General features: G+C 69.4%; 23 protein-coding genes. 22 read left to right on the top strand and 1 reads right to left on the bottom strand.

What is annotated here, in order from left to right; genetic code table 11:
* Window positions 1-169: 169 nt before the first annotated feature.
* From M0P34_RS04185 to M0P34_RS04085, 21 genes are all read left to right on the top strand, one after another.
* Window positions 170-1,225, top strand: a complete 1,056-nt coding sequence (locus M0P34_RS04185) for a hemolysin family protein (protein WP_291496680.1) — start codon at window positions 170-172, stop codon at window positions 1,223-1,225.
* A 3-nt stretch (window positions 1,226-1,228) separates the two neighbouring features.
* Window positions 1,229-1,669 carry a cytochrome c maturation protein CcmE gene (locus M0P34_RS04180; protein ID WP_291496678.1) on the top strand — a complete coding sequence of 147 codons (441 nt, stop codon included), beginning with the start codon at window positions 1,229-1,231 and terminating at the stop codon, window positions 1,667-1,669.
* Between the two features lie 61 nt (window positions 1,670-1,730).
* On the top strand, window positions 1,731-3,620 hold the full coding sequence (locus M0P34_RS04175; protein WP_291496676.1) for a cytochrome c-type biogenesis CcmF C-terminal domain-containing protein: 1,890 nt from the start codon (window positions 1,731-1,733) through the stop codon (window positions 3,618-3,620).
* Window positions 3,621-3,624: 4 nt separating this feature from the next.
* Window positions 3,625-4,314, top strand: a complete 690-nt coding sequence (gene ccmA, locus M0P34_RS04170; protein ID WP_291496675.1) for a heme ABC exporter ATP-binding protein CcmA — start codon at window positions 3,625-3,627, stop codon at window positions 4,312-4,314.
* A complete protein-coding gene (locus tag M0P34_RS04165; RefSeq protein WP_291496673.1) occupies window positions 4,311-4,985 on the top strand; it encodes a heme exporter protein CcmB in 675 nt (224 codons plus the stop codon). The genes ccmA and M0P34_RS04165 overlap by 4 nt, the downstream gene beginning before the upstream one ends.
* 89 nt (window positions 4,986-5,074) lie before the next feature.
* A complete protein-coding gene (ccsA, locus tag M0P34_RS04160; RefSeq protein ID WP_291496671.1) occupies window positions 5,075-5,743 on the top strand; it encodes a cytochrome c biogenesis protein CcsA in 669 nt (222 codons plus the stop codon).
* A gap of 50 nt (window positions 5,744-5,793) precedes the next feature.
* On the top strand, window positions 5,794-5,934 hold the full coding sequence (locus M0P34_RS04155) for a CcmD family protein (RefSeq protein ID WP_291496669.1): 141 nt from the start codon (window positions 5,794-5,796) through the stop codon (window positions 5,932-5,934).
* Window positions 5,924-6,556, top strand: a complete 633-nt coding sequence (locus M0P34_RS04150; RefSeq protein ID WP_291496667.1) for a tetratricopeptide repeat protein — start codon at window positions 5,924-5,926, stop codon at window positions 6,554-6,556. The genes M0P34_RS04155 and M0P34_RS04150 overlap by 11 nt, the downstream gene beginning before the upstream one ends.
* Before the next feature lie 259 nt (window positions 6,557-6,815).
* Window positions 6,816-7,964 carry an ABC transporter substrate-binding protein gene (locus tag M0P34_RS04145; protein ID WP_291496665.1) on the top strand — a complete coding sequence of 383 codons (1,149 nt, stop codon included), beginning with the start codon at window positions 6,816-6,818 and terminating at the stop codon, window positions 7,962-7,964.
* 141 nt (window positions 7,965-8,105) lie between these two features.
* Window positions 8,106-9,002, top strand: a complete 897-nt coding sequence (locus tag M0P34_RS04140) for a branched-chain amino acid ABC transporter permease (protein WP_291496663.1) — start codon at window positions 8,106-8,108, stop codon at window positions 9,000-9,002.
* Window positions 9,003-9,011: 9 nt separating this feature from the next.
* Window positions 9,012-10,055 carry a branched-chain amino acid ABC transporter permease gene (locus M0P34_RS04135; protein WP_291496661.1) on the top strand — a complete coding sequence of 348 codons (1,044 nt, stop codon included), beginning with the start codon at window positions 9,012-9,014 and terminating at the stop codon, window positions 10,053-10,055.
* Window positions 10,039-10,827, top strand: coding sequence for an ABC transporter ATP-binding protein (locus M0P34_RS04130; protein WP_291496659.1), 789 nt, complete (start codon window positions 10,039-10,041; stop codon window positions 10,825-10,827). Before M0P34_RS04135 ends, M0P34_RS04130 begins: the two co-directional genes overlap by 17 nt.
* Window positions 10,820-11,527 (top strand): ABC transporter ATP-binding protein, encoded by a 708-nt coding sequence (locus tag M0P34_RS04125; RefSeq protein WP_291496652.1) that lies wholly within the window; start codon window positions 10,820-10,822, stop codon window positions 11,525-11,527. The genes M0P34_RS04130 and M0P34_RS04125 overlap by 8 nt, the downstream gene beginning before the upstream one ends.
* Before the next feature lie 51 nt (window positions 11,528-11,578).
* Window positions 11,579-13,093 carry an IMP dehydrogenase gene (gene guaB / locus M0P34_RS04120; RefSeq protein WP_291496682.1) on the top strand — a complete coding sequence of 505 codons (1,515 nt, stop codon included), beginning with the start codon at window positions 11,579-11,581 and terminating at the stop codon, window positions 13,091-13,093.
* Window positions 13,094-13,117: 24 nt separating this feature from the next.
* Window positions 13,118-14,677 carry a glutamine-hydrolyzing GMP synthase gene (gene guaA, locus M0P34_RS04115; protein WP_291496651.1) on the top strand — a complete coding sequence of 520 codons (1,560 nt, stop codon included), beginning with the start codon at window positions 13,118-13,120 and terminating at the stop codon, window positions 14,675-14,677.
* Between the two features lie 75 nt (window positions 14,678-14,752).
* On the top strand, window positions 14,753-15,070 hold the full coding sequence (tatB, locus tag M0P34_RS04110; RefSeq protein WP_291496649.1) for a Sec-independent protein translocase protein TatB: 318 nt from the start codon (window positions 14,753-14,755) through the stop codon (window positions 15,068-15,070).
* Window positions 15,071-15,088: 18 nt separating this feature from the next.
* Complete coding sequence (gene tatC / locus M0P34_RS04105; RefSeq protein ID WP_291496647.1) at window positions 15,089-16,162, top strand: twin-arginine translocase subunit TatC; 1,074 nt, start codon at window positions 15,089-15,091, stop codon at window positions 16,160-16,162.
* A 113-nt stretch (window positions 16,163-16,275) separates the two neighbouring features.
* Window positions 16,276-16,863, top strand: a complete 588-nt coding sequence (hisB, locus tag M0P34_RS04100) for an imidazoleglycerol-phosphate dehydratase HisB (protein ID WP_291496644.1) — start codon at window positions 16,276-16,278, stop codon at window positions 16,861-16,863.
* Window positions 16,863-17,504: a hypothetical protein gene (locus M0P34_RS04095; RefSeq protein ID WP_291496642.1), complete on the top strand. Its 642-nt coding sequence runs from the start codon at window positions 16,863-16,865 to the stop codon at window positions 17,502-17,504. The genes hisB and M0P34_RS04095 overlap by 1 nt, the downstream gene beginning before the upstream one ends.
* Window positions 17,501-18,241, top strand: coding sequence for a 1-(5-phosphoribosyl)-5-[(5-phosphoribosylamino)methylideneamino]imidazole-4-carboxamide isomerase (gene hisA / locus M0P34_RS04090; protein WP_291496639.1), 741 nt, complete (start codon window positions 17,501-17,503; stop codon window positions 18,239-18,241). Before M0P34_RS04095 ends, hisA begins: the two co-directional genes overlap by 4 nt.
* Window positions 18,238-18,438: a heavy metal-associated domain-containing protein gene (locus tag M0P34_RS04085; protein ID WP_291496637.1), complete on the top strand. Its 201-nt coding sequence runs from the start codon at window positions 18,238-18,240 to the stop codon at window positions 18,436-18,438. The genes hisA and M0P34_RS04085 overlap by 4 nt, the downstream gene beginning before the upstream one ends.
* Before the next feature lie 68 nt (window positions 18,439-18,506).
* Here the strand turns inward: M0P34_RS04085 and M0P34_RS04080 are convergent, their stop codons facing one another.
* The gene (locus tag M0P34_RS04080; RefSeq protein WP_291496635.1) at window positions 18,507-18,911 is read right to left on the bottom strand and encodes a hypothetical protein; all 405 of its coding nucleotides are present in this window, start codon (window positions 18,909-18,911) and stop codon (window positions 18,507-18,509) included.
* A gap of 260 nt (window positions 18,912-19,171) precedes the next feature.
* Here M0P34_RS04080 and M0P34_RS04075 point away from each other — a divergent pair.
* Window positions 19,172-20,052, top strand: an 881-nt coding sequence (locus tag M0P34_RS04075; protein ID WP_291496633.1) for a helix-turn-helix domain-containing protein, incomplete at its 3' end; no start/stop codon positions are given.

Here is a 20,052-nt window from a genome sequence, read left to right as displayed (position 1 = left end):
TTTGTGCAAATATTGTCTCTTGCGCGGGGGTGGGCGCTTTGGTACATCCGCCTGTAGATATGGTGATGGACGAACCCGTGAGCGACGACCCCGCCCCTGCCGACTGGCGCCCCGAGGCGTCGGGTGGCGGCTTGGCGTTCGGATCCCGCCGCCCGGTGCAGGACGTGCGATGCTCGATCTGATCCTTGCCGTGGGGCTGGCCGTCGGTGTCTCCTTTTTCTGCTCGGTGGCCGAGGCTGTGCTGCTGTCGGTGCCCTGGAGCCGCATCGAGCAACTGCGCAAGGCCGGACGCCCCGCGGGCAATATCCTCTACGTCCTGCGCTCGGACGTGGACAGGCCCATCGCCGCCGTGCTGACCCTGAACACCGTGGCCCACACGGTGGGCGCGGCGGTGGCCGGGGCGGCTGCGGCGCGGGTGTTCGGGCCGGAGCACATGGCGCTGTTCGCCACGGCCTTCACCGTGGTCGTGTTGGTGTTCTCGGAGATATTGCCCAAGACCATGGGCATCCTCTACGCCGGGCCCCTGGCCGCCGTGCTGGCCAAGCCGTTGCAGATACTGGTGTGGGTGTTCGGTCCGGTGATCTTCCTGTTGGGGTTTTTGTCCCGGATGCTGCAGCGCAAGGCCGCCGGGCCCCGGCACACGGAAGAGGACATCGCCGCGCTGGTCAGCCTCACGCGGCGCTCGGGAGTGCTCAAGGCCTATGAGGAGCGCTCCATCAAGAACATCCTGAGCCTGGACCGCAAGGTCGTGCATGAGATCATGACCCCGCGCACGGTGGTCTTCTCGGTGCCCGCGCAGACCACGGTGGCCCAGGCGCGGGCCGGGGGCAACTCCTGGCCGTACAGCCGGGTGCCGGTGTTCGCCGACGGCGACCCGGAGAATATCGTCGGCGTGGTCTACCGCCGCGAGATACTCCAGGCCCAGGCCGACGACCGCGACGGGCTGCGCATGGCCGACCTGATGAAGCCCGCGCGTTTCGTCCAGGAGAGCCTGACCCTGGACAGGCTGCTGGTGAAGTTCCTGGATTCGCGGATGCATTTGTTCATTGTCCTGGACGAGTACGGCGGGGTGGGCGGCGTGGTGTCGCTCGAAGACGTGCTCGAGGAGATACTGGGCAAGGAGATCGTGGACGAGACCGACGAAGTGGTCGACACCCGCGCCCTGGCCCGGCAGCGGCGGGGAGAACACCTTGCCGACGGCCCCGAGGGCCGCGAGGAAGAATAGCGCATGGCCAAGAAAAGCAACACGAGCATCTACGCCGCCGCCCTGGCCCTGCTGCTGGGCGGGCTGGGCTGGCTGATCTTCTCGGGCGTGTCCGAGAACAGCGTGTATTTCGTCAACGTCGCCGAGGCCCTGGCCCTGCCCGAGGGCGAGCTGAAGAACGCCCGGCTCTTCGGCGTGGTGGACGACAAGGACCTCTCCGGCGGGCCCGGCACCATGGGCGCCACCTTCCGGCTGCTGGACAAGGACGACACCTCGCGGGCCATCGTCGTGTCCTACTCCGGCGCGGTGCCCGACACCTTCAAGCCCGGGGTGGAGGTCATCGTGGAGGGCGGGGTCGCCCCCGGCGCCCACGCCTTCACCGCGCGGACGCTCATGACCAAGTGCCCCTCAAAGTACCAGAAGATGCGCGACGAGGAGAAGGCCGGGAAGGCCGATCAGTCCTGACGGCGCAACGCGCCTTCGTCCCCGGTCCTGCGGGCCGGACCACCCTGAAACGAGGAACTCCATGCAGACCCTGGGATTCTTTTGTCTGGTCGCGGCCATGCTTTCCACCCTGGCCGCCGGGGCCGTGGCGGCCTGGGCGGCCCTGGCCGCCACCGGCGACGACAGCCGCGCGGCCTCCGTGCGCTGGGCCGAGCGCGGCCACGGCGCGGCCCTTGTCCTTGTCCTGGCCGCCTCGGCGGTGCTCCTGCGCGCCCTGGTGGGCCGCGATTTCTCCTTCCAGTATGTGGCCTCGTACACCGACCAGTACCTGCCCCTGTTCTACGCCGTGACGGCCTTCTGGGCCGGGCAGGCCGGGTCGTTCCTGTTCTGGGCGCTGTGCGTGGCGGTCATGGGCTGGGTGTTCCTGGCCACCCCGGCCTACCGGCGGCTTTCGCCGCGGGCCAAGGCCCTGTTCTGGCTGCTGCACTGCGCGGTGCAGGTCTTCTTCCTGCTGGTGCTCACCGGGCCGACCAACCCGTTCCTGATCCTGGCCCCGGCCCCGGCGGACGGCAACGGCCTGAACCCGCTGCTGCGCAACCCGGGCATGGTCTTCCATCCGCCGCTGCTCTTCATCGGCTACGCGGGCTTCACCGTGCCGGCCTGTCTGGCCCTGGCCGCATGGCTGGACGGCGACGCCGAGGGCTGGCTCACGGGCGCGCGCAACTGGGCCCTGGTGTCCTGGGCGTTCCTCACGGCGGGCATCGTGCTCGGCGCGTGGTGGGCCTATATGGAGCTGGGCTGGGGCGGCTACTGGGCCTGGGATCCGGTGGAAAACGCCTCGCTCATCCCCTGGCTGGCGGCCACGGCCTTCCTGCACACGGCGGTGATCCAGGCCCGGCGCGGTTCGCTGCACCGCACCAACGTCTTCCTGGCCGCCTTCACGCTGCTGCTGTGCTTTTTCGCCACCTATGTGGTGCGCAGCGGGGTCATCGACTCGCTGCACGCCTTTGGCGACGGCGGCGTGGGCGGGGTGCTGCTGGTGTTCCAGCTGGCCCTGGGCGCCCTGGCCGCGGGGGTGCCGTTCCTGGCGTCCAACGCCCAGGCCCGGCCCCTGGACGAATTCCTTTCCCGCCCGGGGTTTCTGGTGGCGGCGGCCTGGCTTTTGCTGGCCACGGCGGCGGTCATCTTCCTGGGCACCATGTGGCCGGTGATCTCGCACCTCTGGAGCCCGAGCCCCGTGGGCCTGGACGCCGGGTTCTACAACCGCGTGTGCCTGCCGCTGTTCGCGGGCATGGCGGTGTTCCTGGTCTTTTGCCCCTGGCTGGGCTGGAAGGGCGGCGTGCGCGACAAGCGGCTGTTCATCGCCGTGGCCGCCTCGCTGGTCCCGGCGGGCATGTTCTTCTACGCCACGGGCGTGCGCATGGTCCTGCCCCTGGTGGCGGCTTCGGCGGCGGTCAGCGGGCTGGCGGGCATCGCGGCGCTGTTCGCCACCCAGGCGCACCTGCGTTCGAGCCGCTTCTCCTGGGGCGCCTACGGCGTGCATGTGGGCGTTGCGCTCATGGTGCTCGGGGTGGCCTTCTCCGGGCCCTATGCCCAGAGCGTGGAGGTGCGCCTGGAGCAGGGCGCCTCGGCCAGCCTGGCTGGCTACGACTTCACCTACACGGGCGGCGAGGAATCCTCGTCCAACTCCATGGCCCGCTTCCAGGCCGTGGTGGAGGTCGCCCGCGAGGGCCGCGCCCTGGGCACCCTGCGCCCCGAGCGCCGGGTGTACCGCAACTTCGAGCGCCAGGCATTCTCCGAGGTCTCGGTCATCCCGGGGCTGGGCGACGAGCTGTACTCCACCGTCCTGGCCCACGACGCCTCGGGCGCGGCGACCCTGAAGCTGGCGGTCAACCCGCTGGTGAACTGGGTCTGGATCGGCGGGACCATCATGTCCCTGCTGCCGTTCATCGCCCTGGGCCGCAGGAGATAGGCCCGTGCTGCTGCGCCTGTCCGAGGTGGCCAAGTTCCACGGGCCCCGGCTCGTCTTCCGCAGGATCTCCCTGGAGCTGGAGGCCGGGCGGGTGCTGCTGGTGGTCGGGGCCAACGGGGCGGGCAAGTCCACGCTGCTGCGGATCATGGCCGGGCTCTCGCGGCCCACGGCGGGCTCCGTGGACCTGGGCTGCCCCGCCGGGGCCGTGGGCTATGTGGGCCACCAGACCTTCCTGTACCCGCGCCTGACGGCCCTGGAGAACCTGCGCTTCTGGGCGCGGCTCTACGGCCTTGGCGGGGGCGACGCGGCCCTGGAGGCGGCCCTGGCCCGGGTGGGCCTGGAGCGCGCGGCCCACGAGCCGGCGGGCAACTTCTCGCGCGGCATGGCCCAGCGTTTGTCCCTGGCGCGGGCGTTCCTGCCCGGGCCGAGCCTGCTTTTTCTCGACGAGCCGGGCACCGGGCTGGACCAGCGCAGCCTGGACATCCTGCGCGCCGAGATCGCCGCCGCGCGCGGGCGCGCGGCCTCGGTGGTCTGGGTCAGCCACGATGTGGCGGGCGACCTGCCCCGGGCGGACCTCGTGCTGGCCCTGGAAAACGGCGGTTGCGCCTATTTCGGCCCGGCGCGGGACTTCGTCCCCGCCGGGGCCGTGGGCCCCGCGCGGGCGGACGCCGGGGCCCGGGAGGTCCGGGCATGATCCGCGCGGCCCTGGTCATCGCCCGCAAGGACCTGCGGCTGGTGCTCGGCGGCGGGGTGGGCCTGGCCCAGCCCGTGCTGCTGGGGCTTTTGCTCATCTTCGTCTTCAGCCTGTCGCGCCCGCCCGGCGAGCTGGTGCCGCCCCAGGCGGCGGCGGGCATCTTCTGGCTGGCCTCGCTGTTCGCCATGGTGCTTGTGTTCAACACGGTGTATTCCCTGGAGGAACACAGCGGGGCGCGGCTGGCGCTGGTGCTGGCGCCCATGCCGGTGCATGCCGTGTGGCTGGGCAAGGCCCTGGCCGGGCTGGCGCTGCTGCTCATCGCCCAGGCGGTGTTCTTTCCCGCGGCGGTGGCCTTCCTGGGCCAGGGCGTGCGGGGCGGGGCGGCCCAGGCGCTGCTGGGGCTGGCCCTGGCGGACTGGGGCGTGGTGGTGCTGGGGGCGCTGCTGGGGGCCCTGGCCCAGGGCCAGGCGGCGCGCGAGTCGCTGCTCACGCTGCTGCTGTTTCCGCTGCTGGTGCCGCTTTTGCTGGCGGGCATCAAGGTCTTCGCGGCCTGCTTCGCGGGCGGGGAGGGCGACGTGGCGGGCTGGCTGGGGCTGGCCGGGGCCTTCGACGCCCTGTTCACCGGCGCGGCGCTGATCCTGTTCCCCTTCGTTTACGGCGGCGAGGAGTAGGGCGTGGCGCGCGGCGTGTGGTTTTCCGAAACGGGCGGAGGGGCCGGGAGCGGGCCGTCCGCCGCAGCGAGGTTCTCGTGGCAAGGCAGATGAACTGGGCCGGCCCCCTGGCCGTGGCCGCCGCCGTGGCCCTGTGCGCGGCACAGTATTTCGTGTGGGTCCATGCGCCGGTGGAGATGACCATGGGCCCGGTGCAGAAGATTTTTTATTTCCACATCGCCCTGGCGTGGTGGGCCTTGATCAGCTTCTTCGTGGTCTTCGCCGCGGGGGTGGGCTACCTCGTGCGGCGCGGGCCGGGGTTCGACTTCTGGGCCGGGGCCGCCGCCGAGGCGGGCGTGCTGTTCTCCGGGTTGGCCCTGGTGCTGGGCATGGTCTGGGGCCGCGCGGCCTGGGGCGTGTGGTGGACCTGGGATCCGCGCCTGACCACCACGCTGATCATGTGGTTCGTCTATTGCGGCTACCTCGTGCTGCGGGCTTCGGGCATCGGCGGCGAGCGCCGGGGGCTGGTCTGCGCCGTGGTGGGCATCGTGGCCTTCGTGGACGTGCCGCTGGTGTTCCTTTCCGCGCGCATGTGGCGCAGCATCCATCCCTCGGTGCTGGGCCGCCAGGGCGGCGGGCTGGAGCCGGAGATGCTCACGGCCATGTTCGTCTGCCTGGGGGCCTTCGGGCTGCTGTGGCTGGCCGTGGTCGGCCTGCGCGCCCGGCAGATGCGCGCCGCCGAGGCCCTGGACGCCCTGGCCCGCCAAAACGCCTTTTGAACCTGCCGCCATCGGACAGCGGGGCCGCGCGCCCCGGGGAGAGTATGACAATGGATCAGCAAACCTATCTGCTCGCGGCCAACGTGGCCGTGTGGCTCGGCATCGGCGGCTATCTGCTGCTGCTTGGCGCCCGGCAGCGGCGCCTGGAAACACGCATCGTGCAAATGGAGCGGCTTCGCGATGGCCAATAGGAAGAAAGGCGCCGCAGACGGCGCACGGCCCGGGGGCGGCGTCTCCGGGGGGGTGAAGCTGGTGGTGGGCTTCGTGGCCGCCGGGCTGGTGGTCATGTTCCTGTGGTCCTTCGCCTACCGCGTGGACAACCCCTCCCTGGTGCAGGCCCCGCGTCAGGCCCGCTCGGCCCAGGCCGACGACCACGACCACGAACAGCAGGGCGACGAGGCGGGCATGAAGATGATCGCCTCGCTCATGCAGCGCCTGCAGGAAAACCCCAACGACGTGGACACCCTGGCCATCCTGGGCGAGCAGTTCATGCGCATGGGCCAGTGGGAGCGCGCGACGCAGCTGCTTGAGCGCGCCCTGGCCGTGGCCCCGGGCAACGTCGAGGTGCTGAGCATGCTGGGCATCTGCGACTTCAACCGCGAGAAGTACCGCGAGTCCGCCGACAAGTTCGAGACCATCCTGGACCTCGCGCCGCAAAACGTCATGGCCCGCTACAACCTGGGCGTGTTGTACGGCCATTTCCTGAAGGACGCGGCCAAGGCCCGGGAGTTCTTCCAGGCCGTGGCCGATTCGCCCGACGTGGACGAGCAGACCCGCCAGCAGGCCCGCGACGAGCTCGCGGGGCTGAAGTAGCCCCGGGGCGGCCCCCCGGCCGTCCCGGCCCCCCCGCGCCCCGGCGCGCCCCCGCCTCGCGGCCGGGGCGCGCCGGGGCGCCGCACATGGGTTTTGGCGGGTAAACGATTTGACAGGCGCGCTGGGTTCGTGGCACTTGTCTGCATTGCGATTGCAAAGCTTTCCGGCGGCGCTCCTCCCCCCGCAAAGCACCCCGGGAAGCCTGGCAAGGGGCGTCGGCACTCCGCCCGCCCGCCAAACTTTATCTGTGGAGGTTCCCATGAAATTTGGATGGTGCAAGGCTGTCCTGCTGGCCTGCGTGGTCGCCCTGATGAGCGTTCCCGCCCATGCGAAAACCGTCAAGATCGCCTGCGCGTCGGCCTTCTCGGGCCCGGCGGCGGCCTATGGCGACAACGTCAAGGCCGGCGTGACGCTGAAGGTGGAGGAGATCAACGCCGCTGGCGGCGTTGGCGGCGCCCAGGTCGAGGTGCTCTGGATGGACTCGCTGTGCGACCCCAAGGAGTCCAACACCGTTGCGGCCAAGATCGCGCGTGACGAGGAAATCGTCGGCGTCGTGGGCCACCTGTGCTCCTCGGCCCACCTGGCCGCCCTGCCGACCTACCTGCGCGCCGGCGTCCCCGCCATCACCCCCACCGCCACCAACGTCGCCATCTCCGACCAGAACAAGGACCGCAAGGGTCTGGTCTGGTCCTTCCGCGACGTGTACCGCGACGATTTCCAGGGCAAGTTCCTGGCCCGCTACGCCAAGGAGGTCCTGGGTGTGGCCAAGGTCGCCGTGTTCTACGAGAACAACGACTACGGCATCGGCCTGAAGGACGCCTTCGTGGGCGAGGCCAAGCGCCTGGGCCTGGATGTGGTGGGCGAGGAAGCCTATGTGAAGGGCACCCCCGACTTCACCCCGCAGCTGACCAAGCTCAAGGCCTCCGCCCCCGACGGCATCTTCCTGTCCGGCTACTACAACGAGGGCGCCCTCATCGCCTCCCAGGCCAAGAAGATCGGCCTGGACGTGCTCAAGTTCGGCGCCGACGGCTTCGACAACATGGACTACATCAAGCTGGCTGGCGACGCCTCCGAGGGCACCTACATCACCACGCCCTTCCTGGCCTCCGAGGCCGGCCCCGAGGCCCAGAAGTTCCTGGCGGACTTCAAGGCCCGCTACAATCGCGATGTTGACTACATGAGCGCCAACGCTTATGACGCCGCAGGCATCCTGCTCCAGGCCATCGAAAAGGCCGGGGCCGACCGCGCCAAGATCCGCGAGTACCTGGCGGGGATGAACACCCCCGAGAAGGGCTACCACGGCGTGTCCGGGCTGACCTACTTCGACGAGCACGGCGACGCCCAGAAGCCCGCCTTCGTGAAGGTGGTCAAGAACGGGGAGATGGTCCCCGCCCAGCAGCTCAAGTAGCCGCGATCCCGTAGGAAGTGATCATGAAACAGGCTGGGCCCGGTTCCAGCCTGTTTCTTCATTTTCACCATGCACCGCACCAGCCTTCCGGGCGCCGCCCCTCCCGACCCCGCGGCGCCCGGCGACTCCGGGGAGTGACCCTTGCTCGAACAGCTTCTCCCGCAACTGGTAAACGGCCTGACGCTCGGCGTGATCTACGCGCTCATCGCCGTGGGCTACACTATGGTCTACGGCGTCATCGAGCTGATCAACTTCGCCCACGGCGAGGTCTACATGTTCGGCGCCTTCCTGTGCGTGACGTTCATCACCGCCGTGGGCATGCCCTTCTACCTGGCCATTGTGGCGGCCATGGGCTGCTGCGCCCTGATCGGCATGTTCCTCGACCTGGTGGCCTACAAGCCCCTGCGCAAGGCCCCGCGCCTGGCGGCGCTGATCACGGCCATCGGCATGTCCATCTTCCTGCAGAACCTGGCCATGGTCATCTGGGGCAGCCGCCCGCTGCCCTTCGTGCAGAGCGCCGTGCCCGCCTACCTGAACGAGACGGCCCTGAGCTTCTCCGGGGTCTACCTGACCTGGCTGCAACTGTTCATCTTCGCCGTGACCACGGCCATGATGCTCGGGCTCATGTTCATCATCACCCGCACGCGCATCGGCACGGCCATGCGCGCCCTGGCCCAGAACAAGACCGCCGCGGCGCTCATGGGCATCAATGTGAACTTCGTCATCGCCTTTACCTTCGCCCTGGGTTCGGCCATGGGCGCGGTGGCGGGCATCCTGGTCTCGGTCTACTACAACTCGCTGTACCCGACCATGGGCTATGTGGCGGGGGTCAAGGCCTTCGCCGCGGCGGTGCTGGGCGGCATCGGCTCGGTGCCCGGGGCCATGCTCGGGGGCATCGTGCTCGGTGTGGCCGAGGCCCTGGGCGCGGGCTACGTCTCCTCGCTGTACCGCGACGGCGTGGCCTATGCGGTGATGATCGCGGTGATCATCTTCCGACCCTCGGGCCTGCTGGGCAAGGCCGTCATCGACAAGGCCTAGGAGACGGACATGGGCAAGATCAAACCGCTTCTCGCCGTCCTGGCCCTGGGGCTGCTGGCCTACCCGCTGCTGCCCTTCGCCAACGAGTACCTGCTGCATGTGGTGATCCTGGTCATGATCTACATGGTCCTGGCCATGGGCCTGAACATCGTGCCCGGATTCTGCGGCCTGCTCGACCTGGGCTTTGTCGGCTTCTACGGCATCGGGGCCTACACGGCGGGCCTGCTCACCGTGCACTACGGCGTGAGCTTCTGGCTCATCGTGCCCCTGGCGGCACTGAACGGGGCCCTGTGGGGCGTGCTGCTCGGCGCGCCGACCCTGCGGCTGACCGGCGACTATTTCGCCATCGTCACCTTCGGCTTCTCGGAGCTGGTGGTGCTGTTCCTGACCAACGAGATCTGGCTCACGCGCGGGCCCCTGGGCCTTCCGGGCATCGACCCGGTGAACGTGAACCTGGAATTCCTGCACCCCGACTGGTTCTGGGAGTTCGTGGGCGAGGCGCCCTATTTCTACCTTGCGCTGTTCATGGTGCTGGCGGTCTACTTCGTCCTGCGCCGGGTGGAGGATTCGCGCCTGGGCCGGGCCTGGTTCGCCATCCGCGAGGATCCCCTGGCCGCGGCCAGCTGCGGGGTGGACATCCTGACCTACAAGGTCATCGCCTTCGCCATCTCGGCGGGCATCGGCGCCGTGGGCGGGGCCTTTTTCGCCCGCTGGCAGCTTTTCCTCTCGCCGGACATGTTCAAGTTCTGGGAATCGTTCCTGGTCTTGTGCATGGTGGTGCTCGGGGGCCTGGGCAACATCCACGGCGCGCTCATCGGCGCGGTGATCATGGTCTGCCTGGGCGAGGTGCTGCGCGAGGCGCTCTTCGTCGCCGGGCTGCCGCCCGAGGTGCGCTTCCTGTTCTACGGGCTGATCATGGTCCTCATCATGCGCTTCAAGCCCGCCGGATTCTTCCCGGCCATCGCGGCCACGGCCAGGGGCAACCCGCTTCTGGCGGCCCTGGCCGAGCGCATCGAAAAGACCTACGGAGAGCGCCGTGAAACCCATTCTTAAGATCGACGGCGTGACCAAGCGCTTTGGCGGCCTCATGGCCCTGAACGACGTGGAGTTCGAGGTCCGCCGGGGCGAGATCATGGGCCTCATCGGCCCCAACGGCGCGGGCAAGACCACCATGTTCAACTGCATCGCCGGGGTCTATTCGCCCACCGAGGGCCGGGTGGTCTTCGAGGCCGAGCCCGGCGCACCCACGGTGACCAACGGCTTCAAGCCCGAGCGGGTCACGGCCCTGGGCATCGCCCGGACCTTCCAGAACATCCGGCTTTTCTCCGAGCTGACGGTGCTCGACAACGTGCGCATCGGCTGCCATTGCCGCAGCCGGTCCAACTTCTTCGGGGCCGTGCTGCGCAGCCGCGCCCAGCGCCGGGAGGAGGCCGAGATCATCGAGCGCTCCATGCGTTGGCTGGACTTCGTGGGCCTGGGGGCCCAGGCCCTGGCCCGGGCCAGCGCCCTGTCCTACGGCAACCAGCGCCGCCTGGAGATCGCCCGCGCCCTGGCCACCGGGCCGCGCCTGATCATGCTCGACGAGCCCGCCGCGGGCATGAACCCCCAGGAGACGCGCATGCTCGTGGACCTGATCCACGCCATCCTGGCCGAGGGCGTCACCGTGGTGCTCATCGAGCACGACATGAAACTGGTCATGAAGATCTGCAACCGGCTGGTGGTGCTCGACCACGGCATGAAGATCGCCGACGGCAGCCCCGAGGAGGTCCGGGGCGACGAGCGGGTCATCGAGGCCTATCTCGGACGGGGGGCCGCCCATGCTTAAGGTCGAAGCCATCCACACCTACTACGGCAGCATCCACGCCCTCAAGGGCGTGAGCCTGACCATCGACGAAGGCGAGATCGTGACGCTCATCGGCGCCAACGGCGCGGGCAAGTCCACCACGCTCATGAGCATAAGCGGCGTGACGCGCCCGGGCCAGGGGCGCATCGAGTTCCTGGGCCAGGACATCACGCGCATGCCCTCGGAGCGCATCGTGGCCCTGGGCTTGACCCAGGTGCCCGAGGGGCGGATGATCTTCCCGGGGCTGACCGTGCGCGAAAACCTGCGCATGGGCGGCTACCTGCGCCGCGACAAGGACGGCATGCGCCGCGACGAGTCGATGATTTTCGACCTGTTCCCCATCCTGCGCGAGCGCCACAAGCAGGCCGGGGGCACCCTGTCGGGCGGCGAGCAGCAGATGCTGGCCATCGGCCGCGCCCTCATGGCCCGGCCCCGGCTGCTGCTGCTGGACGAGCCGTCCCTGGGGCTGGCGCCCATCGTGGTGGAGAACATCTTCCGCGTGATCCAGAAGATCAACGACACCGGGACCACCGTGCTCCTGGTGGAGCAGAACGCGCAGATGGCCCTGACCATCGCGCACAGGGGATACGTCCTCGCCACGGGCGAGGTCATCATGGAGGGCTCCTCGCGGGCGCTCTTGCGCGACCCCAAGGTGCGCAAGGCCTACCTCGGCGAGGACTAGGCCCGTCCCCAACCAGAAAGCCCGGCCCCGCGCCGGATGGAGAAGACGCCCATGGACAAGATCGCCCTTGACGGATTGACCTTCGACGATGTGCTGCTGCTTCCGGCCTACTCGGAAGTGCTGCCCGACGAGGTGGACGTGGGCACCTGGCTCACGCCGGGGCTCAAGCTGAACATGCCGCTCATCAGCGCGGCCATGGACACGGTCACCGAGTCCGAAATGGCCATTGCCCTGGCGCGCCAGGGCGGGGCGGGCGTCGTGCACAAGAACCTGCCCATCGAGCGCCAGCGCCTCGAAGTCGAGAAGGTCAAGAAGTCCGAAAGCGGCATGATCATCGACCCGGTGACCATCCCGCCGGACATCACCGTGGGCCAGGCCCTGCGCGTCATGGGCGAGTACCGCATCTCCGGGCTGCCCGTGGTCAAGGACGGGCTGCTGGTCGGCATCCTGACCAACCGCGACGTGCGCTTCGTGTCCGACCCGGACATCCTGGTGCGCGACGTGATGACCCACGACCACCTGGTCACCGTGCCCCAGGGCACGACCCTGGAGCAGGCCAAGGCCCACCTGCACGAGAACCGCATCGAGAAGCTCCTGGTGGTGGACGAGAACAACCGCCTGAAGGGGCTGATCACCATCAAGGACATCGAAAAGATCAGGAAGTATCCCCTGGCCTGCAAGGACGACCTGGGGCGGCTGCGCGTGGGCGCGGCCATCGGCGTGGGCGGCGACCGCGACGCCCGGGCCGAGGCCCTGCTGTCCGCCGGGGCGGACTTCCTGGTGCTCGACTCGGCCCACGGCCATTCGGCCAACATCCTGCGCTCGGTGGCGGCGGTGAAGGCGGCCTTCCCGGGCTGCCAGCTCGTGGCGGGCAACGTGGCCACCTACGAGGGCGCCAAGGCGCTCATCGAGGCCGGGGCGGACGCCGTGAAGGTCGGCATCGGCCCGGGGTCCATCTGCACCACCCGCGTGGTGGCGGGGGTCGGCGTGCCGCAGATCTCGGCCATCATGGAGGCGCGCCGCGCCTGCGCCGAGGCCGACCGCTGCCTCATCGCCGACGGCGGCATCAAGTTCTCCGGCGATATCGTCAAGGCCCTGTCCTGCGGGGCGCAGACCGTGATGATGGGCTCCATGCTCGCCGGCACCGACGAGAGCCCGGGCGAGACCATCCTCTACCAGGGCCGCACCTACAAGATCTATCGCGGCATGGGCTCCATCGACGCCATGCGCGAGGGCAGCTCGGACCGCTATTTCCAGGAGAAGCAGGCCGCCGAGGACCGCCGCGAGATGGATTGCGCCCCGCGCAAGCTCTCCAGCGAGTCCAAGAAGCTGGTGCCCGAGGGCATCGTGGGCCGCGTGCCCTACAAGGGCCCCGTCACGGACACCATCTACCAGCTGCTGGGCGGGCTGCGCTCGGGCATGGGCTATACCGGCTGCTCCAGCATCGCCGAGCTGGCCGAGAAGACCCGCTTCACGCGCATCTCCACTGCGGGCCTGCGCGAAAGCCACGTCCACGACGTGATCATCACCAAGGAAGCGCCCAACTACCGGGTGGACTCCTACTAACCCGCAGACAGCGGAGCCACAGACATGCAGCACCCCGACAAGGTCGTCATCCTCGACTACGGGTCCCAGTACACCCAGCTCATCGCCCGGCGCGTGCGCGAGGCGGGGGTGTACTCCGAAATCCTGACCTGCGAGGCGTCCATCGAGGAAATCGCCTCGCGCAAGCCCCAGGCCATCATCCTGTCGGGCGGCCCGGCCAGCGTCACCGGCGAGGACTCGCCCCAGCTCCAGCAGGGCGTGCTGGAACTGGGCCTGCCCGTGCTGGGCATCTGCTACGGGATGCAGCTTTTGGCCCATGAGCTGGGCGGGCGCATCACCGCCAGCCAGGAGCGCGAGTACGGCCGCGCCGAGCTGAGCATCGCCGCCCCCGGCGAGTGCCCGCTGTGGGACGGCCTGGCCGGGAAGGACGTGCACCATGTGTGGATGTCCCACGGCGACCATGTGGAGGCCGTGCCCCCGGGCTTCTCCGTGCTGGCCAGCACGGGCAACGTGCCCGTGGCGGCCATGGCCGACCCCGCCCGGCGCATCTACTGCCTCCAGTTCCACCCCGAGGTGGTGCACACCGACGACGGCAGCCTGATCCTGTCCAACTTCCTGTTCAAGGTCGCCGGGCTGACCCCGGGCTGGACCATGAGCTCGTTCGTGGAATCCAACGTGGCCGAGCTGCGCGAGCGCATCGGCGAGGACGAGCATGTGGTCTGCGGCCTGTCGGGCGGCATCGATTCCACCGTGGTCGCCCTGCTGCTGCACAAGGCCATCGGCAAGCGCCTGACCTGCATCTTCGTGGACAACGGCCTGCTGCGCATGAACGAGGGCGAGGAGGTCGTGGGCTACCTCAAGGAGCACTTCGACCTCAACCTGGTCTGGGTCCAGGCCCAGGACGAGTTCCTGGACAGGCTCGAAGGCGTCCAGGACCCCGAGCGCAAGCGCAAGATCATCGGCCACACCTTCATCGAGATATTCGACCGCGAGGCGGCCCGGATCCCCAACGTGAAGTACCTGGCCCAGGGCACCCTGTATCCCGACGTCATCGAGTCCATCTCCTTCAAGGGCGGGCCGAGCGCGGTCATCAAGAGCCACCACAACGTGGGCGGCCTGCCCGAGCACATGAGCCTGGCCCTGGTGGAGCCGCTGCGCGAGCTGTTCAAGGACGAGGTGCGCCGCGTGGCCGTCGAGCTGGGGCTGCCCGATTCGATCATCTGGCGCCACCCCTTCCCCGGCCCGGGCCTGGCCATCCGCATCGTGGGCGAGATCACCCGCGAGCGGCTGGACATCCTGCGCCGCGCCGACCGCATCGTGCAGGCCGAGCTGCGGGCCACGGACTGGTACCGCAAGGTCTGGCAGGGGTTCGCCGTGCTCTTGCCTCTTAAAACCGTTGGGGTTATGGGAGATGGCCGGACGTACGAACATGTCGTGGCCCTGCGCATCGTCGACAGCGTGGACGCCATGACCGCCGACTGGACGCGGCTGCCCTCGGAGATCCTGGCCCGGATGTCCAACCGGATCATCAACGAGGTCAAGGGCGTGAACCGCGTGGTCTTCGACATTTCCTCGAAGCCTCCCGGCACCATCGAGTGGGAGTAGCGGCTGGCCGGGGGCGCCCCGCGCGCCCCCGGCGGCCCCGCCAACCCCGATCACCTGTTACGCGAAGGGAGTGCCATGTTCGGTTCCATCGGTTCCATGGAAATCCTGCTGATCGTCGTTGTGGCGCTGCTTGTGGTCGGCCCCAAGAAGCTGCCCCAGATCGCGCGGACCCTGGGCAAGACCTTCGGTGAATTCAAGCGCGTGACCGGCGACGTGCAGCGGACCATCAACGCCGAGGTGGACCGCGCCGAGCGCCAGGAGCGCGTGGCCAGGGCCAAGAGCGAGCTCCTGCCCGAGGACGCCGCGCCCAAGGCCGCCCCGGCCAAGGCCGAGCCCGCCGCCTCCGCCGAGGCTGCCACCCAGACCACCAAAGAGCCCGCCCAGGGCGCCTGACCGGAGCGCGAAGAGCCCATGACCGAGGACCGCAAGCCCGAAGAACTGGACCGGAGCGCTTCCGGGGACAGCGCGCCCCGGACGCCTGAGCCCCACGCGAACCAGCCGGCCCCCGATGCCCCCGGGGCTGGCGCCCCTGACGCGTCCGACGCCGCGGCGCCCGGCACTGCCGCGAGCGCAGACGCCGCGCCGGAAGGCGCCGCCGCCGGTGACGCGGGCGGCGACCCCGGCGCGCCCTCGGGCGGGCCCGACGACGGCGGGCCGGAACCGGCCGCGGTTCCCGACGCCGCCGCCGCCGTCCAGGCCGACCCGCAGGACGGGGACGACCAGGAGCAGGGCGAGGGGCAGCTCCGGGAGATGGGCCTGCTGGACCACCTGGAGGAGCTGCGCATCCGCCTGACCCGGGCGGCCATAGCCGTGGTCGTCGGCGCCTGCGTGTCCTACGCCTTCGCGGAGCACCTCTACCGCTTCATCATCGATCCGCTGATGCCCTTCGTCTCCGGCGGCCACCTGATATACACCAGCCCGGCAGAAGGTTTCATCACCTATATCAAGCTGGCAGCAGTGGCCGGTATTTTCCTGACCAGCCCGTATTCCTTCTACCAGATGTGGGCCTTCATCGCCCCGGGGCTGTACAAGGAGGAGAAACGCTACATCGCTCCCCTGGCCTTCGTCTCGGCCCTGCTGTTCGTGGGCGGCGCGCTGTTCAGCTACTACAAGGTCACCCCTCTGGCCTATGAGTTCTTCTCCAGTTTCGACAACGAGTTCATGGTCATGCTGCCCTCGGTGAAGGAGTCGCTGTCCATGGGCCTGAAGTTGTTGTTCGCCTTCGGCATCGCCTTCGAGCTGCCGCTGGCGATCTTCTTCCTGGCGCGCCTGGGCGTGGTTTCGGCCGCCGGGCTGCGCCGCAGCCGCAAGTACGCCATCCTGGGCGCGTTCATCGTCGGTGCGCTGCTCACGCCGCCCGACCCCGCCTCGCAGTCCCTGATGGCCATTCCGCTGATCATGCTCTACGAGGTCGGCATCTGGCTGGCGCATTTCTTCGGCAAGAAGCCCGCGCCCAGCGAAGAGGAAGAACAGGCCGCCGCCTAGGCCGCGCGGCGCGCATCCGCGCGGAAACTTTGACGCCGCCCGGGATTTGGAGCATGATTGATCCTGGCGGGTGCCGTGCCCGCCGCGCGCCCGCAACGACCACGGAGACCGCCATGAACACCCGCAGTGCCCGCTACGAGCGGGCCACCAAGGAGACCCGCGTCGAGGTCGCCCTGAACCTGGACGGCAGCGGCAAGGCCGAGATCGCCACCGGCGTGGGCTTTGCCGACCACATGCTGACCCTGCTCGCCTTCTGGGCGCGGATGGACCTGACCCTGACCTGCCGGGGCGACCTGGAGGTCGACGCGCACCATACCCTGGAGGATGTGGGGCTGTGCCTGGGCCAGGTCCTGGCCGAGGCCCTGGGCGACAAGCGCGGCATCGCGCGCATCGGCCTGGCCCGGGTGCCCATGGACGAGGCCCTGACCGAGGTGGTCGTGGACATCTCCGGGCGCCCCTATCTGGTCTACGAGGACGGCCCCGTGCCCGCCATCATCGCCGGGGACGAGAAGGACGTGTGGCGCGAGTTCTTCAAGTCCGTTGCCCAGCGCGCGGGGCTGAACCTGCACATCAATTTCCTTTACGGCCGCAACGGCCACCACCTGCTGGAATCGGCCTTCAAGGGCTTCGGCCTGGCCCTGGGGCAGGCGGTGGCCAGGACCCGCGAGGGCGTGACCAGCACCAAGGGGAGTCTGGACTGATGCCGAACCGTTCCCGCTTCATCGCGTTGGCCCTGGCGGCGCTGCTGCTCCTGGCCCTGGGGGCCGGGTGTCGGCGCGCTCCGGCCGTGGCCCAGGAGGGCCCCTCGGGTTCCCTGGCCGTGGCCGGGTTCGACGTTCCCGCCTCGTCGGGCGAGGTGCTTGGCGGCTACCTGGACGATGGCGTGCCCGCCGTGCGCCCCGAGGACCTGGACAGCCTCGACGCCGCGCTGCTCCAGGGGCTGTCGCGCGGTCCGGCCCTGGGGCCGCAGGCCGTGCGCCAGTGCGAGGAGACGGTCCTGGCCGGGGAAACCGGCTCCCGCCGGGCCCTGGGGCACTGGCTGGCCGTGGGCCGCTGCCTGGATGTGGACTGGCTGCTCGTCCCGCAGGTCACCGCCTGGCACGAGCGCGAGGGCAGCGACGTGTCCGTGCGCCGCCCGGCCTCGGTGACCCTGTGGCTGCATCTCGTGGACGTGCGCGGCGAGAGCTTCGGCGCGCGCTACAAGTTCGAGGAGACCCAGCAGTCCCTGACCGAGAATTTCCTCAAGGCCGGGAAGTTCATCGAGCGCGGGGGCAAGTGGGTCAGCGCAGGGGAACTGGCCCGCGAGGGCGTGGCCGCCGGACTCAAGGAGCTTGGATTGTGATTGTCTTTCCCGCCGTGGACATCAAGGACGGCAAGTGCGTGCGCCTGCGCCAGGGCCTGGCCGACCAGGTCACCGTGTTCGGCGACGACCCCGCGGCCATGGCCCGGCACTGGGCGGCCCAGGGCGCGCGCTACCTGCATGTGGTCGACCTGGACGGCGCCTTTTCCGGCCAGCCCCGCAATTTCGAGCTGATCCGCCGCATCTGCGCCGAGCTGGACATCCCCGTGCAGCTGGGCGGCGGCATCCGCGACCTGGACACCGCGCAGGCCTATGTCCGCGCGGGGGTGGCGCGACTGATCATCGGCACGGTGGCCCTGGAAGACCCGGGGCTGTTCGGCGAGCTGTGCGCGGCCCTGCCGGGCCGGGTGGGCGTGTCCCTGGACGCGGTGGACGGCAGGCTGAAGACCAAGGGCTGGGTGCAGGACGCCGGCCAGGACGTGTTCGACGTGCTGCCCCGCCTGCGCGAGCAGGGCGCCGCCTTTGTCATCTACACCGACATCAGCCGCGACGGCATGCAGACCGGCGTGAACACCGCCGCCCTGGAGCGCCTGTGCGAGGCGGCGGGGCTGCCGGTCATCGCCGCCGGGGGCGTGCATACCCTGGACGACATCAAGGCGCTGTACCCCCTGACGGCCAAGGGCCTGGAGGGGGCCATCACCGGACGGGCCATCTACGCCGGAACCCTCGACCTGGCCCAGGCCCAGGGCTGGATCGCCGCCCAAGGAGGAGTATCATGATCAGATTGGAAGTGCGGGGTATGTCCTGCAAGCATTGCGCGGCCAGCGTCACCGAGGCCCTGGGCAAGGTGCCGGGCGTGACCGGCGTGGACGTGAGCCTGGAAACTGCCAGCGCCACGGTGCATGGCACCCCGGACCCCGAGGCCCTGAAGAAGGCCGTGGCGGGCGTCGGCTTCGAGCCCGGCAAGGCCGAGTAGGGGCCCGTGGCCCGGCACTGTGGCCGCCCGTCGCGCCTGGCGCGGCGGGCGGCTCCGCGTTTTGGGGGCTATCCGGCCACCAGGGTGGTGAATGTCTCCGCCGTGGCCCCGAGGTATTCCCGGGCCGCGAGCGGCGCGTCGGCGGGCAGGGGGCGCCCGCTGCGCAGGCGGCGCTCCAGGCGGGTGATTTCGCGGTGCAGGTCCTTGTTCCCGGCGCGCAGCAGGTGCAGGGCGACCACGGCCTCCGCGATTTCCAGGCGGCCTGCGGCCACCAAGGCGTCCAGGCGGGCACAGGCCGCAAAGAAGGCCCCCGGCCCCGGGCTCCAGGGCACGAGCCGTCTCGCGGCCGGGAGCGGCACGGCCGCAGCTGCTCGCACGGCGGCGGCAAAGCCGTCGTGAACGTCGAGCTCCGTGTCGGCCGTGAGCAGCCCGTGCAGGTCCAGCCAGGCTATGAGGGCATCCTTGGAGAGCATTTGCGCCCCCTCCGGGGCAAAGAGTTCCCGATATCCGGGACTTCAGGCGTACAGGAAAACCCCGGGCCAGGCAATGCGCGAAAGGCTCCCGTCCGTCCGGGCGGGGGTTTCCATCCCTTTTTCCTTGGTCATTTATCGGCCTTCCACCGTGTTTCCCGGACAGCGCGGCTTTGCGCTTGTCAAAATTCTTGTGGCTACTGTACCGTAGCCAAAATAGTGAGAAAAAACCGGGAAAAACGGGAAAAAATGAATGGTGTGTAATGGGAAAGCTATTCGGTGAATACATCCGCACGCGGCGTGAGGCGCTGCTGGGGGACGACCCCCGGTTCTCCATCCGCAAGGTTGCCGATCGCATCCGGGTGCACCACTCGTATCTGAGCAAGATCGAGCGGGGTGAACCGGGATCCCTGTCCGAGAAGAAGGTCGTGGCCCTCGCCTGCGAGCTGGGCGAGGACCCCGATTTCCTTTTGGCCATGAATGGCAGGATTTCCGAGACGGTGTCCCGGGCGGTGTCCCGGCATCCCGCGCTGTTCCGCAGCATCGTCGAGAACCTGCGCAAGCACTGCGCGCGCCAGGGCGACCCCTCCGCCGACGAGGATGCCTGCGTGGCCATGCTGGGGCAGGCCAACCGGCTGCTGGGGGGCGGCCACGGCTGCCTTGTGCTGCACGAGCTGCGCTCGCCGCTGGCGGGCATCGTCAGCGGCGCCCAGGCCATCCTGTCCGCCGAGTCCCTGGACCGGGAGCACGAGGAGCTGCTGCGCGGCATGATGCACACCGCGCGCCGCCTGGTCGACGACATCGACGGAACCCTGGTCCTGGATATGATCGAGGCGGGCGAGTACTGCCACCGGCCGGAACCTGTGGACATGCTGGCCCTGCTGGACGACGTGTGGCTCGAATTGCGCGCCCTGGCGCGCCGCCGGGACGTCGGGGTGCGGGTGGAGCTGGACGGCGAGGCCCTGGACTGGGAAGGCGAGGGGCTGGAGGCGCCGGGGCGCAGGCTTGTGGCCGCCGGGTCGCGGCCGTTGTGCCGCGCCATGATGTCCAATCTGCTGCGCTGCGCCCTGGAGGCCGAGCCCCGGGGCGGGGAGGTCACCGTGCGCCTGGCGGGGGGCGGGCAGTGCGTGCTGGAGGTTCACAG

Origin of the sequence: Desulfocurvus sp. (assembly GCF_023230885.1) — a bacterium.
GTDB lineage: Bacteria > Desulfobacterota > Desulfovibrionia > Desulfovibrionales > Desulfovibrionaceae > Desulfocurvus.
The sequence above is the reverse complement of the archived record's forward strand: the minus strand, read 5'-3'. Positions and strand labels throughout refer to the sequence as shown.